Raw genomic sequence first — 13,408 nt, 5'->3', positions numbered from 1 at the left:
CCTAGCCGCCGCTCGGGTGCAGGACGGCGATCAGCGAGTAGCTCATCCGCGGGGTGCCGGTCGGCGTGACGGAGAGGCTGACGCTGTCCTCGCCCGCGGTGAAGACCATCGCGGCGCCGTCGGCGGGGGCGTCGACGGCGGCGGAGGTGAAGCCCTGCGCGGCCAGCGAGCGGCGGTAGCTCTCGACGATCTGCTCGGCGTCGAGGGCGACGGTCGCGGTGAGGCCCGAGCGCAGCGCGTCGCCGGCGGGCTCGACCGAGCTCGAGGCGACGATCGAGTCGGGCAGCGGGGCGACGACGGCGGACGGGTAGCCGGCGACCAGCGCGCGGGTGGCGCTCGCGGCGGCGGGCAGCGGGAGGGAGACGAGGGCGGCGCGCGGGGTGGAGTCGGGCAGGCCGGTGTCGACGGGGGCGGGGCCGGAGACCTCGAGCGGGGCGGAGGGGTCGGCGACGGCGGCGGGGTTCGAGGGGTCCTGCGGGGTCACGGTGGCGGTGGAGGTCGCGCCCGGAGTCGCGGCGGCGCCGGGGGAGGAGGTGGTGCCGGAGGAGGGTGCGCCGGGGGAGGAGGTGCCCGCGGGGTCGGTCGCGCCCGCGCTGGTCGGGCTGCCGTCGCCGGGGCCGTCGGCGGTCGCGTCGAGCACGAAGGCCCCCGCGACCAGCACCAGCGCGAGTGCTCCGGCCCCCACCAGCAGGCGTCGTCGAGCGTCCAAGGGGTCTCCGGATCCGGGCGCACCGACGATCGTGGCCGGCCAGGATCCGTCCATCCGCGTCGGGTCGCGTCTCGCGGATCTTAGCCCTCGCGGACGTCGACCGCACCTGTGGCTACGGTGGACCGATGGGATCGAGGCGGGCGGCGGTGGCCGCGGGCGTCGTGCTGCTCGGGCTGCTGACCGGCTGCGCGACGGGGCCGACGGCGGGCGTCGACGAGCAGATCCTCGCGGCGGAGGAGCTCGGCGACAGCGCGGTGACCGCCGCGGAGTCGCTGCATCCGGTGCTGATCGGTGCGGACCTCCGGGTGTCGGTGCGGGGTGGCAAGCCCTCGGCTCGGCACGACGACGAGCGCTGGGTGGAGCTGTTCCTCCGCCTGGTGCCGCAGGAGGCGGGGCCCGAGGCGAGCCGGGAGATCCAGGAGGCGATCGGCGGCGAGCTGCTCGCCGACGGCTGGGTCGCGGACGAGCTGACGCAGGACGCCGCGGAGACCGGCGAGGGCGCCGAGCTGTGGTTCACCCGGCCGGGCGCCGAGGGCACCGCGACCTGGGACGGCGACTCCCCGGGCGACTGGCACGTCTCCGTCTGGGACCGCCTCGACTACGTGCAGATCGACGTCCAGAGCCCGTTAGCCCTGACGACGGACACCCAGTACGCCACCACCGACGCCGTCGAGGCCCGCCACCCGGAGTGGCGGAGCCCGGACGGCGTCCTGCCGTGACCGCGTGCTGACCGAGCAGCCGTCCCATGCTGATCGAGTAGCCCGCTCCGCGGGCGTATCGAGATCCACCAGCGTCAGAAGTCGAGTCTGCAGACCCGCCCTGCTGACGGCGGCGGGTCTCGATACGCCCCTCCGGGGCTACTCGACCAGCATGGAAGGGTGGCTGCTCGCCGGGCGGGGAGTGCATGCTGATCGAGTAGCCCGCACCGCGGGCGTATCGAGATCCACCGTTCTCCCGCGGTCCCGCCGTCAGGTCAGGCGCTCCGTCAGGTGGACGGCGACGTCGTCGCCGAGGTCCTTGCCGAGCTTCTTGCGGAGCTTGGCGCTGATCGAGAGCATGTGGCCGCCGGCGCCGGTGGGCATCAGGCCGGCGGTGAGCGGCTCGCCGTCGACTGTCGCGACGACCTTCACGGACTTGCCGGTGCCGAACAGCGCGGCGGAGTCCGGCACCTCCACGCACGACCAGAGGTCGCCCTTCACGGTGACGCCGATCGGCGCGGTGAAGGCGACGTCGATCGGGCCGACGCCGTTCATGCCGGGACCGCCGCTGCTCGGCTCCGGAGTTCGGCTGCGCATGTCTCGTCGTGGTCGGGCATCGTCGTCCTCCAGGTGTGGTCGGTGCGGCAACCCAACCACAGGACGCGTCAGCTCGTCAGTCGGTCGATCCGCTCCGCCGAGAGCGGGCGGTCGGCGTACAGGACGACCCGGGCTGTCGGGTCCGGGCTGTGCGCGTCGGGGCCCGTCCACGCCCGCACGAGGCCGAGGCGCTCGACGGCGCGGTGGGAGCGCCGGTTCTGCTCCGCGACGATCGCGGTGATCGGCAGCTCCGGGCGGAGGAGTCGCGCCCGGCCGATGCCCGCGGCGGCGATCTCCTGCGCGTAGCCCTTGCCCCAGTGGTCCGGGCGGAGGGTGAACGCCACGTTCCACGCCGTGCCCGCGAAGAGCGAGCAGCCGCCGATGCCGATCAGGCCGGGTCCGCCGCGCGTGCTCCGCTCGCGGACCACCCAGCTGCTGAGGCCGTCGCGCGCCCACTGCTCCCGCCGCCGGTCGAGCACCGCGCGGGTGTGTGCGCGGGTGGGGTGCAGGAGGAGGGGATCGCCCTCGGCCAGCCGGGGATCCGAGTAGAGGGCGAAGAGCTCGTCCAGGTCCGTCTCGACGGGTCGGCAGAGCAGGAGCCGCTCGGTCGTCTCGACCGGGCTCGGCTCCGCGCCGTCGCGCTGATCGTCCCCGCCGTTCACCGGGCGAGCCTTTCACGGGGCGCCGACCGGGTCGAGGAGCTCGCAGGGCGCTGCGTGCCAGTAGAGGTGGCCGCAGGGCGCTGCGTGCCGGTCGAGGAGCCCGAAGGGCGTATCGAGACCCGCCCCGCCGACGCAGTGCCTCCTCCACAGCCCCGGTTCAGCCCCCGATCGTCCCGCTGCCCCCACGAGCCGGCTCCAGTGTCGGAGGTCCCTGATCCAATACTCGTATGACGGAGTTCGAATCGACGGAAGAGGTGCTCGCGCACCTGCGCGCACTCAGCGGCCACGCCGCCGAGAACGCCCGCGCCGCGGCCCAGCGCCGCCTCGTCGAGGCCGAGACCCTCTACGACTTCCACCGAACGGCCCTCGCCCACCAGGATGTCTTCGCCCGCGGCGCGACCCCCGGTGAGACCCGCGATCTCGTCGAGCGCTCCATCCGCGCGGAGCTCGCCGTCGCCGAGGGCCTGCCGGAGCAGGTGATCGCGCGCCGTCTCGAGAACGCGCAGCTGCTGATGGAGCACCTGCCGCTCACGCGGGAACTGCTCGCGCAGGCGCGCCTGCACTGGGAGGAAGGTGAGGCGATCTGCGCGACCGCCGGCAGTCTCCCCGAATCCTCCCGCGCCGCTCTCGACGAGCGTGCCGCCGAAGCGGCACCGTCGATGACGCTCACGCAGCTGCGCCGCGCCCTGCGCCGCTGGCGGGAGGAGCTGCACGAGGATCCCCTCGCCCAGCGGCACGCCCGCGCCCGCGAGGACCGCGCCGCCTGGGTCACGCCCGACATCGACGGAATGGCCACGCTCTGCATCCACGGCCCGGCACCCGCGGTGGTGGGCGCGCACGAACGGCTGCGCCGCATCGCCCGCACGCTCCGCGACGGGGGCGACCCCCGCACCCTGCAGCAGCCCAGCGCCGACGCCGCGATCGACCTGCTCTGCGACGGCGACATCGCCGGGACCACGCCGAACGCCGAGCACCGGCCGGATCCGACCTTCGTCCCCGGCGTCCGCGCCGAGGTGCGGCTGACGCTCGCCGCATCCACAGCGGTCGGCCTCGACGAGGCGCCCGCGGACCTCGACGGCTACGGCCCCGTCCCCGCACCGATCGCGCGCGAGCTCATCCGCACCGCGGCCTCCTTCACCCGGGTCCTCACCGATCCGGACACCGGTGTCGTCGTCTCGGTCGGACGCACCCAGCGCCTCCCGCCCGCCCGAATGCGCCTCCACCTGCAGCTGCGGGATCAGACCTGCCGCTTCCCCGGCTGCACCCGCTCCGCCGCGACCAGCGAGGCCGACCACACGCTCGAGTGGCGCAACGGCGGCGAGACCTGTCTCGAGAACCTCGTCATGCTCTGTACCTCCCACCACCACGTCCGGCACGGAGAGCAGTGGAGCTACGACCCGGTCGACTCCAGCGGGACGATCGTCTGGACGAGCCCCACCGGCCGGCGGATCAGCAACCGGCCGCCACCGCTCCCCGGCCGCCCGCCCGACCCGCCACCCGGGCCCCGCTTCGTCGACGTGCCCGCGCCGTTCTGACGACGGTGGATCTCGATACGCCCGCGATGCGGGCTACTCGATCAGCATGCAGTGCCCGCTTCGTGGGCTGCGCGGTCAGCATGGACGCGACCCCATGCTGGTCGAGTAGCCCGGAGGGCGTATCGAGACTCGACTCCGGTAGACGGTGGATCTCGATGCGCCCACGATGCGGCCTGCTCGATCAGCGACGGGGCGCGCGCGTTCCGCGCGGTTCAGGAGCCGGACGGCGCCTTGCCGCTCCACGAGAGTCACGACCGCAGGCTGCGCGATCAGGCGCCGGCCGCCTACTGCTCACGACGGCCCCCTCCGTCGGGCTGCTCGCCCTGCGCGCCGGCCGACCGCTTCCCGCGAGACGACCGCGGACTCCTCCCGCTCACGCGCCTCGTCCTCCCGGCGGCTCAGCCAGCCGGGGCCCTCCCGACGCAGCCGCTCGACCTCCGGGCTCGGCGACACGGGCGCGCGCCGCCGCCGCCGCATGAACTGCACCTGCTTGACGACTCCCACGACGACTCCGGTGCCGAAGAACGGCAGCCCGATCCCCGCCACCAGCCACAGCGGAGCGTGCCGGCGGCCCCCGCCGACGATCGCGGCGGGGGCCCAGCCCACGTCCGCGGCGAGCACGACGATCATCGCCACGAACACGCCGCTGAGCACCGCCAGCGTCCAGGGGTGGCGGAGGAGCATCGCCTGCGCGCGAGCCGGCATCCTCCGCTTCGCCATTCCGCGAGCCTAGGCGCCGGGCTGCCGCGCCCGCGATGCCTGCGAGCGGCCGCCCCCTGGACACGATCGCGGCCGTGCGCGAAGCTTGCCGGTGATCGCGAGACCCGGCCCCCGTCTCCCTCGACTCTCGAGCGCAGCGCGCACGCGCCGCTCGAGGGGTGGAATCCGCCCTCCGGTCCCGTACCCCGCAGATGACCGGACGCGTCGCCCGATTCCACGGGGCGGGGCCGGGCCCGGCCCCGCCCCCACCACGCGCGCCGAGCAGCGTCCGGTGTGGGGAGACACTCTGCTGATCGAGCAGCCCGCGCAGCGGGCGTATGGAGATCCACCTGCATCGTGAGGACGAGTCCGCACCCGCCCTGCTGGGGACGGTGGGTCTTGATACGCCCCTGCGGGGCTACTCGACCAGCATGAAGATCGGCCGCAGCATTCTCTCCCACCGCCGTGTCGCGAAGCGGCTTCCCGGCTTGATACAGGTCCGCCGGGCGGTGGTGGGAGGGGGCTGCTCCATGGCGGGAACCCTACGACTCCGTCCGCTGTCGCCGGAGGGCTGTCGCATCCCGGTGAGACTAAAGCGGCGTTGCGGACCGGCGAGCAGGCACTGCTGGGAAGGGCGGTCGCCCCCCGCCCCGCGGTCGTGATGCAACCGAGATCGGCGCCCCCCGGACGACGGATGTGCACCCGGGCACCGCGCTGATAGACATCGGTCAGATGTGCTGCGACCCCGCGCACCGCGCTTGATCGCCCGTCTCTCACCACTCACCACCAGCCGAAAGAGCATCGCGATGACGCCTTCCCTCTCCCGTCCCCTCGTCTCCGGACTCGCCGCCCTGGCGCTGACCGGCAGCCTCTTCGCCGGCGCGGCTCCGGCCTTCGCCGCGAGCGCGCCGCACGCGATCACGGCCGCCGCCGTGGCCGCGGCCGAGGGATCCGTGCTCACCGCCGGGCAGCAGCTCACCAGGGGCCAGTCGCTCGTCTCCCCCGACGGCACCTTCCGCTTCGTGTTCCAGGACGACGGGAACGCGGTCGTCTTGGCCACCTACGGCGTCGTCTGGCAGTCCGCCACCCAGGGCCGCGGCGACCGCCTGATCATGCAGGCCGACGGCAACGTCGTCATCTACGACGCCACCGGCCGTCCCGTCTGGTTCACCGGGACGAACGACCCCGGCTCCACCCTCCGGATGCAGGACGACGGCAACCTCGTCGTCTACCGCGCCACCGGCACCCCCGCCTGGGCGAGCTTCGTCAACGGCCGCATCGCCGCGCCCGACGTCCTCACGCTCGAGTCCGGGCAGACCCTCGCCGCCGGCCAGCAGCTGACCGCCGGGCCGAGCCGCGCGATCATGCAGGCCGACGGCAACTTCGTCGTCTACACGGGCAGCACCCCGCTGTGGTTCACCGGCACCAGCGGCGCCGGCAACCGCCTCGTGATGCAGACCGACGGCAACGCCGTGATCTACGGCACCGACGGCTCGGTGAAGTGGTCCTCCGGAACCGACGGCAACCCCGGCGCCACCATGTACCTCGGCGGCGACGGGAACCTCGTCATCGGTGCCAGCGATCGGGGTCCGCTCTGGAGCAGCTCCGGACAGCTCCGCCGCGACACGCTGCAGAACAACTACCTCCTGCTGAGCAACGAGCAGCTGACCTCGGCGAACGGCGCCTGGCGGGCCGTGATGCAGCGCGACGGCAACTTCGTCGTCTACGGCGCCCGCGGCGCCGACTGGTCGACCGGCACCTCGATCCCCGGCAGCATCGTCGGCCTGGACATCGGCTACCTCGTCGTCTACGCCCCCGGCTCCGGCGAGGGCCAGGGCTACTGGTCCAACATGCCGAAGCCGAGTGCGACCGGCGAGCCCTACCGCCTCGTCATGCAGAACGACGGCAACCTCGTCGAGTACGACGGACTCGGCGTCGCCGTCTGGGCCAGCCGCGGCGTGTAGCTTCCCGGGACGATCCCGACCACGAAGGCCCGCCCCCGGATCCGGGAGCGGGCCTTCGTGCTGCCCGGGATCTCGCCGGTCAGCCCGCGGACCCGATCAGCTCTTGGACCCGGTCAGCGCGAGCGTGCCGCCGAGGCCGATCATCATCACGCCGCCGGTGCCGGTGAGGGTCGACATCCGCTTCGGGGACGACGCGAACCACGAGCGCGCGGTGCCCGCGGCCAGCGCCCAGACGCTGTCGCAGATCAGCGCGAGGGCCTGGAAGGTGAAGCCGAGCAGCAGGAGCTGCGCCCAGACGGGGCCGGCGGCCGGGTCCACGAACTGGGGGAGGACGGCGACGAAGAAGGCGACCGTCTTGGGGTTCGTCAGGCCGACGACGAAGCCCTGACGCAGGAGGGTCCACGACGACGCCGGGGCAGTGGTCGAGGCGCCGGCGTGCGCGTGGCGGTGGCGGATCGCCTGCACGCCGAGCCACACCAGGTAGACGGCTCCCGCGAGCTTGAGGACGGTGAAGGCGACGACCGACGCCGCGACGACGGCACCCACGCCGAATGCCACGGCGAAGACGGCCGGCATGATCCCGAGCGCGTTCCCGAGCAGGCTCAGCACCCCCGCCCGGCGGCCGTAGGCGATCGACCGGCTGATCGTGAAGAGGACGCTCGGCCCGGGGATCACGATCAGGGCCACCGACGCGAGCGCGAACGCCAGGAAGTGCTCGGGGGAGATCATGCCCGAACAGTAGCGCCGCGCGGTCCCGAACGGGGATCGGCCGCGTCAGTGCTCGATCACCTGATGGTCGCGTTGGGCGCCGTAGGACTCAGACCGCCGCCGCATCAGCTGTCGGGCGCCCTCCGGCTCGTGGAGTGTGCTCGGGCTCGCTGGAAACGCCTGGAACGACGAGCCGGAGGGGATTCCGCGAGCCGGAGGTGAACCGGACGCGCCGTCGCGTCAGCCCTCCCGCTCGACGAGCGTCCGTCGTGCGGGCGCCACCCCCGCGGCCGCTCTACGGTGGAGGCGTGACCGTCCGCCGTCCCCTCAGCCCGCTGTTCTGGGCCCTCGCGCAGATCGGGTCGCGGGCCCGCGTCGGATCGCCCCGCGGTCTCCCGGAGCCGAGCACCCGACTGCCCGCCCCGACCGGCCTGCGGATCCCGACCCGGCACGGCGTCGTCCGCGCGGTGGTGCAGCGTCCCGCCGTCGACGACCCGGACGCTCCGGTCGTGCTGCAGCTGCACGGCGGCGGCTTCGTCAACCGCTACCCCGAGCAGGACCTGCACATCGCGCGGGCGATGGCCGATCGGCTCGGTGCCGTCGTGGTGCTGCCGGACTACGACACCGGGCCGCGCGTGCAGTATCCGGTCGCCGAGGAGGAAGCCTGCGACATCGCCCGCTGGCTCCAGGCGGAGACCGGCGCCGGATGGTCCGGGGACCGGCTCCTGCTCGGCGGCGTCAGCGCCGGGGCGAAGCTCGCGATCAACATCTGCCAGCAGCTGCACGCGGCGTCGCTGCCGGCTCCGCTGGCCGTCGCGCTCGTCGTCCCGGTGACGGACGTGATCCGGACGGACCGGACGTCGGGCGTCCGTCGTCCGGCGATCAGCCCGTTCGTCCAGCGTTTCGTCGGCTGGGCGTACTTCCCGGACGTCCCGCGCCAGCAGGAGCCTCTCGCGTCGCCGTCCCGCGACCTCGCGCTGCCTGCGGCGATGCCGCCGACGCTCGTGCTGACCGGAGGGGACGACACGCTCGCCCCCGAGGGCGCCGAGCTCGCCGCGCGGCTCCGGAGCGGTGGCGTGCGCACGGAGCACCACGTCTTCGTCGGCTCGGACCACGATCTCCTCGCCGGGCGCGATCGGGCCGTGGTCCTCGAGGCGCTCGACCGGATCACCGGCTTCTTCGCATCGGAGCTGAGGCGTCCTCGTCCTGACGGCCTCACCTCCGGGTGAGGCCGCTGCGGTCTCCCTCGCCCCGGTGACCCCCGGCTCGATCGCGGGCGACGCCACCCCGACTCTGACCCCGCGATCGAGCGCCACCTCGACTCCCCGGTCGCTGCCCGATCTCCCCGTCCGGTGGAGGGGAGTCCGCCCGCTGTTCACCCAGCGGCTCTACTCTCCCGACCGTGGCGATGACGAGAGCCGTGCCCGTCCTGTCCCAGCGGCGGCGGTCGATCCTGCTGGCCGTGCTCGCGGTGGCGGTCGGTGTCCTGCTGATGGGCCATGCGGCGGTGCAGGGGATCGGCGCGGCGAACTTCTGGGCGCCCTGCTGGTCCGAGGGGTTCGAGAGCGCGGCGTGCGACTTCCTGCAGTACGAGGCGCCGTCGCCGGCGTGGCTCCTGCCGTACTGGGTGTGGTTCGTGGAGGTGCTGCTCGCGCTCGTCGTGATCGTCGCCGCCGTCGCAGCGGGGCGACGCCTCGGCACCGCGGGCCTCGCGCTCGTCGCGGTGCTGGCGTCGAGTGCGCTGATCGACTCCGCCTTCACCCCGATGATCAACGGCGGTCACACCTCGGCGGACGACCCGCCGGGCTTCGGGCTGATCGGCGCCGCCTTCCTCGCCTTCGCGGGAGCGCTGATGCTCCGCGTCGCGACCCCGTACCGCCGACCGCTCCGCTGAGGCGGGATCCGCGTCCTCCGCCCCGCCCTCGTGCGGGTCCGAGCCCACGGAACGCGAGGGTCGCTTCGTACAGTGGAGGCATGAGTGTGATGAAGGAGACGGGCACTGCACGGCGGACCGGACGCGGGTGGACGCGGGCGTCGCTCGTGCTGGGCGTTCTCGCCGTCGTGTCGTACGCGATCGGATACCTGGCGGTGGCTCGCCTGTGGCGGGGCGATCCCCTGGTGATCGGGATCGCGACGACGCTGCAGTACGTCCTCCCGCTGGCCGGCGTCGTCGTCGGTCACGTGGCGCGACGACGCGAGGGCCCTCGCCGCGAGTCGACGGTGGGGCTCGTGCTGTCCTACCTCCTGCTGGCCGTCGCGGTGGTGCCGGTCGTCATCGGGTCGTTCGGGCTGCTGGCGCGCTGAGGCGACACTGAGCACTTCGGGCGACGTCGGGTCAGCGGCGTCCCACCTGCCCGGGCGCCCGGAGCCGACGCGCGGCCCTGGGGGCGCCTTCGGCGCCGGCGCAGGGCGGGAAGAGGCAGACGTCCAGGCGGTGGTGGGTCTCGATACGCCCCTGCGGGGCTACTCGACCAGCATGTCTGCGGGCGTCTCTTCCAAGGAGACCCATCTCCCCCTGGGCGTCGGTCTCCTCCCCACCCTCCGCCGGCATCCGAGCCGCCCCCTCCGCTCGAGACGCCGGGGACCGGCGGCGTGCCGACGGGACGGATCGTGCCCGACGGGGTGACCGCTCGCGCTCATCCATCCGGGCTCGCCGTTGCCGGTTGAGCCCGGGTAAATTATGGTCGTGGTCAAGCCGATGCGGTACAGGGAGCTGGTGGCGCTGTTGCGGGCTGCGGGCTTCACTTCCCGAGAGGGGAAGGGTGACCACGAGGTGTGGTCGTGCAACGGCAGGCATCATGTGGTCCTCACGCAGACTCGGGACGTCTCGCCGGGACTCGTGCGCAAGGCGTTGAACGCGATCGAGGCGGCGAAGGAGGACGAGCGATGAGCATCACGGTCACGGCCCATCACTGGGAGCACGGCTGGGAGCTGTGGATCGACGGCGAGACCGTGACCCAGGTCAGCGCGCTCGACAAGGCCGTGCAGCAGGTGCGCGACTATCTCGACACCGTCGATCCGAGCGTCGACCACAGCGGATGGGACGTGACCGTCGTTCCGGAGATCGGTCCGCTCGGCGCCGAGATCATCGAAGCGCGACGCGCGACCGAGCAGGCGGCTCAGGCGTCCGTCGCCGCTGCGGTTCGCTCGCGTGCCGCAGCGCGACGACTGCGTGAAGCCGGTTACTCCGTGACGGATTCCGCGGCGATCCTCGGCGTGTCCCGAGGCCGGGTGTCGCAGCTCACGGGCAGCTGACTCCGGAGAAGCAGGGGCGCTGATCGGCACGAGCCGCCGGGCGGCGAGGTCGACCGCTGAGGAGTGTTCCGCTGATGATCGCTCGGTGCGACACCGCCGGCCGCAGAGGGTTTCCTCGCCGGCCGCTCCGACGAGGTGGCGAGGGAGTCGATGGCCCGGCGGGTCACGGACTGCTCGGCTGTGCTGTTCCGTCGTCTGCGACGAAGATGCAGAACGGGTGACCGGCCGGATCGGCGAGGACGTACAGCGCCTCCTCCGGATCTGCGCTCTGATCGTCGATGACCGTGGCGCCCAGGGCGACCGCTCGCGCACGTTGCCGCTCGAGCTCCTCCGCATCCGTGACGGTGAAGTCGAGGTGCAGCTGCTGGCGCACCGGCCCGTCCGGCCAGGTCACCCGGGGCAGCTCGTCCACCCGCTGCACCGTGATGCCGACCCCTTCGGAGGTGCGGATCGCGACCCACTCGGCGTCGTCGTCGGAGCCGTCTGCGGCCGGCTCGTCCCCGGGTCGGTACTCGCCGTCCAGCAGGGCGAGGTAGAACGCGGCGAGCTCTCGCGCGTTCTCGGCGTCGAGCACGATCTGTCGCAGATGCAGGGCCATGTCGGCAGGGTAGGCCGGATGCGCCCGCCGGCAGCGCTGAACCGAGCCGTGACCGCCCCCGTCACGCGGAGTCGACGAACTGCTCGGCGCGCCTCGTCCGGCACCTCGCGGGTACGATCGAGCACCGTGCCTCGCCGTTCTCCTGCCGCCCTCAGCGCGAGCATCCGCGCGGCGGGGGAGCGGCTGTTCCGGGAGCGCGGCTACTCGCGGGTCACCGTCCGCGAGATCGCGGCGGAGGCGCAGGTGGATCCCGCCGTCGTCGTCCGCCGGTTCGGGTCGAAGGAGGCTCTGTTCCTCGAGGTGATGCAGGTGAGCATCCAGGACCGCCCGGAGCTGGACGTGCCGCTGCGGGACTTCGGGCGCAGCTTCGTCGCCTCCCTGCTCGCGGACGAGCGCGACACGCAGGCCGTCTTCCTCGCGCTGGTGCGCGGCGGGAGCGAGCCGGCGATCGGCGCCCGGCTGCACGCCGTGCACGAGGAGGCGTTCGTGGCTCCGCTGCGGGCCCGCATGACGGGGCCGGATGCGGACCTGCGCGCCCGCCTGGCCGCGGCGCTCGTCGGCGGACTGCTGCACTCGATGTGGGTGGTCGGCGACGAGGTGCTCCTCGCCACCGACCACGAGCAGATCGTCGAGCGCTACGGCGACGCACTGCAGGGCCTGCTCACTCCGGCGGACCGGTCCGGCCCGCCGGCGTCCGCCTGACTACTGCACGGACCAGCCGCCGTCGCTGGGCAGGATCGCCCCGTTGATGTTCACGCCGTCGTCGCTGAGCAGGAAGGTGATCGACGCCGCCAGCTGCTCCGCGGAGGCGACGGAGGGGATCGCGCTCTGGAACGGGGCGAGCCGGGCACTGCCGGTCTCGGAGACGTTCGGCGGGAACGGGATGCCGGTGGCGACGCCGCCGGGCGCGACGGCGTTCACGCGGATCCCGCTGCCCGCGTACATGAACGCGGCGCTCCTGGTGAGCCCGACGACGCCGTGCTTGGAGACCGTGTAGGCGTTGCCGGACGCGTTGCCGCGCAGCCCCGCCTCGGAGGCGACGTTGACGATCGATCCGGCCGCGGCCGCGAGCATCGCGGGGAGCACGGCTCGGGAGAGCTTGAAGCCGCCGGTGAGGTTGATGGCGATCACCCGGTCCCACACCGCGTCCGAGGTCTCGTGGGCGGGGGAGAAGTCGTCGTTGATGCCGGCGATGTTGGCGAGGCCGTCGATCCGCTCACCGGCCGCTGCGACGATGGCGTCGATGGCGTCCTGCTTCGTGATGTCGCCGGCGACGGGCACGATCTCGGCCTCGGGCAGCGAGGCCGCGAACTCCTGGAGCCGCTCGTCCGAGATGTCGACGGCGACGACGCGGCCTCCTTCGCGGGCGATCCGGGAGGCGGTCGCGCGGCCGATGCCGGACGCCGCGCCGGTGACGATCACGGTCCTCCCTGCGAAGCGCCCGGGGGTGACGCTCTCGCGCCAGCCCGTGCTCTCCGCGGCCTCGGGCATGACGCCGCCGTTCGCCCGCAGCACCAGGTCGTCGACGACGCTCTGCGGGAGCTGCCCCTGACTCAGCGCGACCAGCTGCTGCAGCGGCAGGGAGCGCACCGGCGCCAGCTTCGCCTCGTCGAAGCCGCCGGCGGCGCCGCCGAGCACGTCGCGGATGAGCGCGGAGCCCTCGGGGTGGTTCAGCCATTCCCCGATCGAGCTCTGGGCGGTGAGTGGGGCGGTCGTGGACATGCGTCCTCCTTCAGGGTGGTCGAGCAGTGAAGTCAACTTAGTTGACTTCGCGCGTCCCGGCCACTACTCGCCCCGACCGCTGCTTCTGAGGGCACCGTGACGACCCGGCCGCGGCGGGGGCGAATCGCACAGGACGCCGCTGAAGGTGCTGATCGGAGGCTGTTCTCAAGAGGTTTCGACGTCGCTCTCGCCGGCCGCCGTCCCGTCGTCGGACCGCGCCGGGCACCGAGGCGCGCCCGCATCTGGTTCCATGGACGTGCG

Annotated in this window: 16 protein-coding genes; 9 read left to right on the top strand and 7 right to left on the bottom strand. The window is 73.3% G+C overall.

Features of this window, described 5'->3' with window-relative positions:
• Position 1: 1 nt before the first annotated feature.
• Entirely contained in the window at positions 2-709 is a 708-nt protein-coding gene (locus MT353_RS21645; RefSeq protein WP_279400755.1) for a hypothetical protein, read from the bottom strand.
• A 125-nt stretch (positions 710-834) separates the two neighbouring features.
• On the opposite strand from MT353_RS21645, the gene MT353_RS13860 reads away from it, so the two are divergent.
• Positions 835-1,428: a hypothetical protein gene (locus MT353_RS13860; protein WP_243624853.1), complete on the top strand. Its 594-nt coding sequence runs from the start codon at positions 835-837 to the stop codon at positions 1,426-1,428.
• A gap of 249 nt (positions 1,429-1,677) precedes the next feature.
• Here MT353_RS13860 and MT353_RS13855 read toward each other — a convergent pair whose 3' ends face one another.
• Together MT353_RS13855 and MT353_RS13850 are read right to left on the bottom strand one after the other, a co-directional pair.
• The gene (locus tag MT353_RS13855; protein WP_243624852.1) at positions 1,678-2,004 is read right to left on the bottom strand and encodes a DUF1905 domain-containing protein; all 327 of its coding nucleotides are present in this window, start codon (positions 2,002-2,004) and stop codon (positions 1,678-1,680) included.
• Positions 2,005-2,072: 68 nt separating this feature from the next.
• The gene (locus MT353_RS13850) at positions 2,073-2,666 is read right to left on the bottom strand and encodes a GNAT family N-acetyltransferase (protein ID WP_243624851.1); all 594 of its coding nucleotides are present in this window, start codon (positions 2,664-2,666) and stop codon (positions 2,073-2,075) included.
• 227 nt (positions 2,667-2,893) lie between these two features.
• Here MT353_RS13850 and MT353_RS13845 point away from each other — a divergent pair, with 227 nt between their 5' ends.
• Complete coding sequence (locus MT353_RS13845) at positions 2,894-4,201, top strand: HNH endonuclease signature motif containing protein (protein ID WP_243624850.1); 1,308 nt, start codon at positions 2,894-2,896, stop codon at positions 4,199-4,201.
• 291 nt (positions 4,202-4,492) lie between these two features.
• Here the strand turns inward: MT353_RS13845 and MT353_RS13840 are convergent, their stop codons facing one another.
• Entirely contained in the window at positions 4,493-4,921 is a 429-nt protein-coding gene (locus MT353_RS13840; RefSeq protein ID WP_243624849.1) for a hypothetical protein, read from the bottom strand.
• 785 nt (positions 4,922-5,706) lie between these two features.
• Here MT353_RS13840 and MT353_RS13835 point away from each other — a divergent pair.
• A complete protein-coding gene (locus tag MT353_RS13835; RefSeq protein WP_243624848.1) occupies positions 5,707-6,864 on the top strand; it encodes a hypothetical protein in 1,158 nt (385 codons plus the stop codon).
• A 96-nt stretch (positions 6,865-6,960) separates the two neighbouring features.
• Here MT353_RS13835 and MT353_RS13830 read toward each other — a convergent pair whose 3' ends face one another.
• Positions 6,961-7,593 carry a LysE family translocator gene (locus MT353_RS13830; RefSeq protein ID WP_243624847.1) on the bottom strand — a complete coding sequence of 211 codons (633 nt, stop codon included), beginning with the start codon at positions 7,591-7,593 and terminating at the stop codon, positions 6,961-6,963.
• A 287-nt stretch (positions 7,594-7,880) separates the two neighbouring features.
• Here MT353_RS13830 and MT353_RS13825 point away from each other — a divergent pair, with 287 nt between their 5' ends.
• The 5 genes from MT353_RS13825 (at position 7,881) to MT353_RS13805 (ending at position 10,827) form a co-directional block, all read left to right on the top strand.
• Positions 7,881-8,801: an alpha/beta hydrolase gene (locus MT353_RS13825; RefSeq protein WP_243624846.1), complete on the top strand. Its 921-nt coding sequence runs from the start codon at positions 7,881-7,883 to the stop codon at positions 8,799-8,801.
• 173 nt (positions 8,802-8,974) lie between these two features.
• Positions 8,975-9,466 (top strand): hypothetical protein, encoded by a 492-nt coding sequence (locus MT353_RS13820; protein WP_243624845.1) that lies wholly within the window; start codon positions 8,975-8,977, stop codon positions 9,464-9,466.
• An 80-nt stretch (positions 9,467-9,546) separates the two neighbouring features.
• Positions 9,547-9,876: a hypothetical protein gene (locus MT353_RS13815; protein WP_243615750.1), complete on the top strand. Its 330-nt coding sequence runs from the start codon at positions 9,547-9,549 to the stop codon at positions 9,874-9,876.
• 382 nt (positions 9,877-10,258) lie between these two features.
• Positions 10,259-10,462, top strand: a complete 204-nt coding sequence (locus MT353_RS13810; protein WP_243599525.1) for a type II toxin-antitoxin system HicA family toxin — start codon at positions 10,259-10,261, stop codon at positions 10,460-10,462.
• Positions 10,459-10,827: an antitoxin HicB gene (locus tag MT353_RS13805; protein WP_243615749.1), complete on the top strand. Its 369-nt coding sequence runs from the start codon at positions 10,459-10,461 to the stop codon at positions 10,825-10,827. The genes MT353_RS13810 and MT353_RS13805 overlap by 4 nt, the downstream gene beginning before the upstream one ends.
• A gap of 163 nt (positions 10,828-10,990) precedes the next feature.
• Here the strand turns inward: MT353_RS13805 and MT353_RS13800 are convergent, their stop codons facing one another.
• Positions 10,991-11,425, bottom strand: a complete 435-nt coding sequence (locus tag MT353_RS13800; RefSeq protein WP_243615748.1) for a VOC family protein — start codon at positions 11,423-11,425, stop codon at positions 10,991-10,993.
• 126 nt (positions 11,426-11,551) lie between these two features.
• Between MT353_RS13800 and MT353_RS13795 the strand changes: the two genes are divergently transcribed.
• Positions 11,552-12,127 carry a TetR/AcrR family transcriptional regulator gene (locus MT353_RS13795; RefSeq protein WP_243615747.1) on the top strand — a complete coding sequence of 192 codons (576 nt, stop codon included), beginning with the start codon at positions 11,552-11,554 and terminating at the stop codon, positions 12,125-12,127.
• Here the strand turns inward: MT353_RS13795 and MT353_RS13790 are convergent, their stop codons facing one another.
• Complete coding sequence (locus MT353_RS13790) at positions 12,128-13,147, bottom strand: SDR family NAD(P)-dependent oxidoreductase (protein ID WP_243624844.1); 1,020 nt, start codon at positions 13,145-13,147, stop codon at positions 12,128-12,130.
• Positions 13,148-13,408 lie beyond the last annotated feature (261 nt).

Origin of the sequence: Rathayibacter sp. VKM Ac-2927 (assembly GCF_022815525.1) — a bacterium.
Classification (GTDB): Bacteria; Actinomycetota; Actinomycetes; order Actinomycetales; family Microbacteriaceae; genus Rathayibacter; species Rathayibacter festucae.
This window is presented reverse-complemented; position numbering and strand designations above follow the sequence as displayed.

Coding starts and splice junctions, on each gene's coding strand:
- MT353_RS13860 (WP_243624853.1), top strand. CDS start 835: ATGGGATCGAGGCGGGCGGCGGTGGCCGCGGGCGTCGTGCTGCTCGGG.
- MT353_RS13855 (WP_243624852.1), bottom strand. CDS start 2,004: ATGCGCAGCCGAACTCCGGAGCCGAGCAGCGGCGGTCCCGGCATGAAC.
- MT353_RS13845 (WP_243624850.1), top strand. CDS start 2,894: ATGACGGAGTTCGAATCGACGGAAGAGGTGCTCGCGCACCTGCGCGCA.
- MT353_RS13840 (WP_243624849.1), bottom strand. CDS start 4,921: ATGGCGAAGCGGAGGATGCCGGCTCGCGCGCAGGCGATGCTCCTCCGC.
- MT353_RS13835 (WP_243624848.1), top strand. CDS start 5,707: ATGACGCCTTCCCTCTCCCGTCCCCTCGTCTCCGGACTCGCCGCCCTG.
- MT353_RS13830 (WP_243624847.1), bottom strand. CDS start 7,593: ATGATCTCCCCCGAGCACTTCCTGGCGTTCGCGCTCGCGTCGGTGGCC.
- MT353_RS13815 (WP_243615750.1), top strand. CDS start 9,547: ATGAGTGTGATGAAGGAGACGGGCACTGCACGGCGGACCGGACGCGGG.
- MT353_RS13805 (WP_243615749.1), top strand. CDS start 10,459: ATGAGCATCACGGTCACGGCCCATCACTGGGAGCACGGCTGGGAGCTG.
- MT353_RS13800 (WP_243615748.1), bottom strand. CDS start 11,425: ATGGCCCTGCATCTGCGACAGATCGTGCTCGACGCCGAGAACGCGCGA.
- MT353_RS13790 (WP_243624844.1), bottom strand. CDS start 13,147: ATGTCCACGACCGCCCCACTCACCGCCCAGAGCTCGATCGGGGAATGG.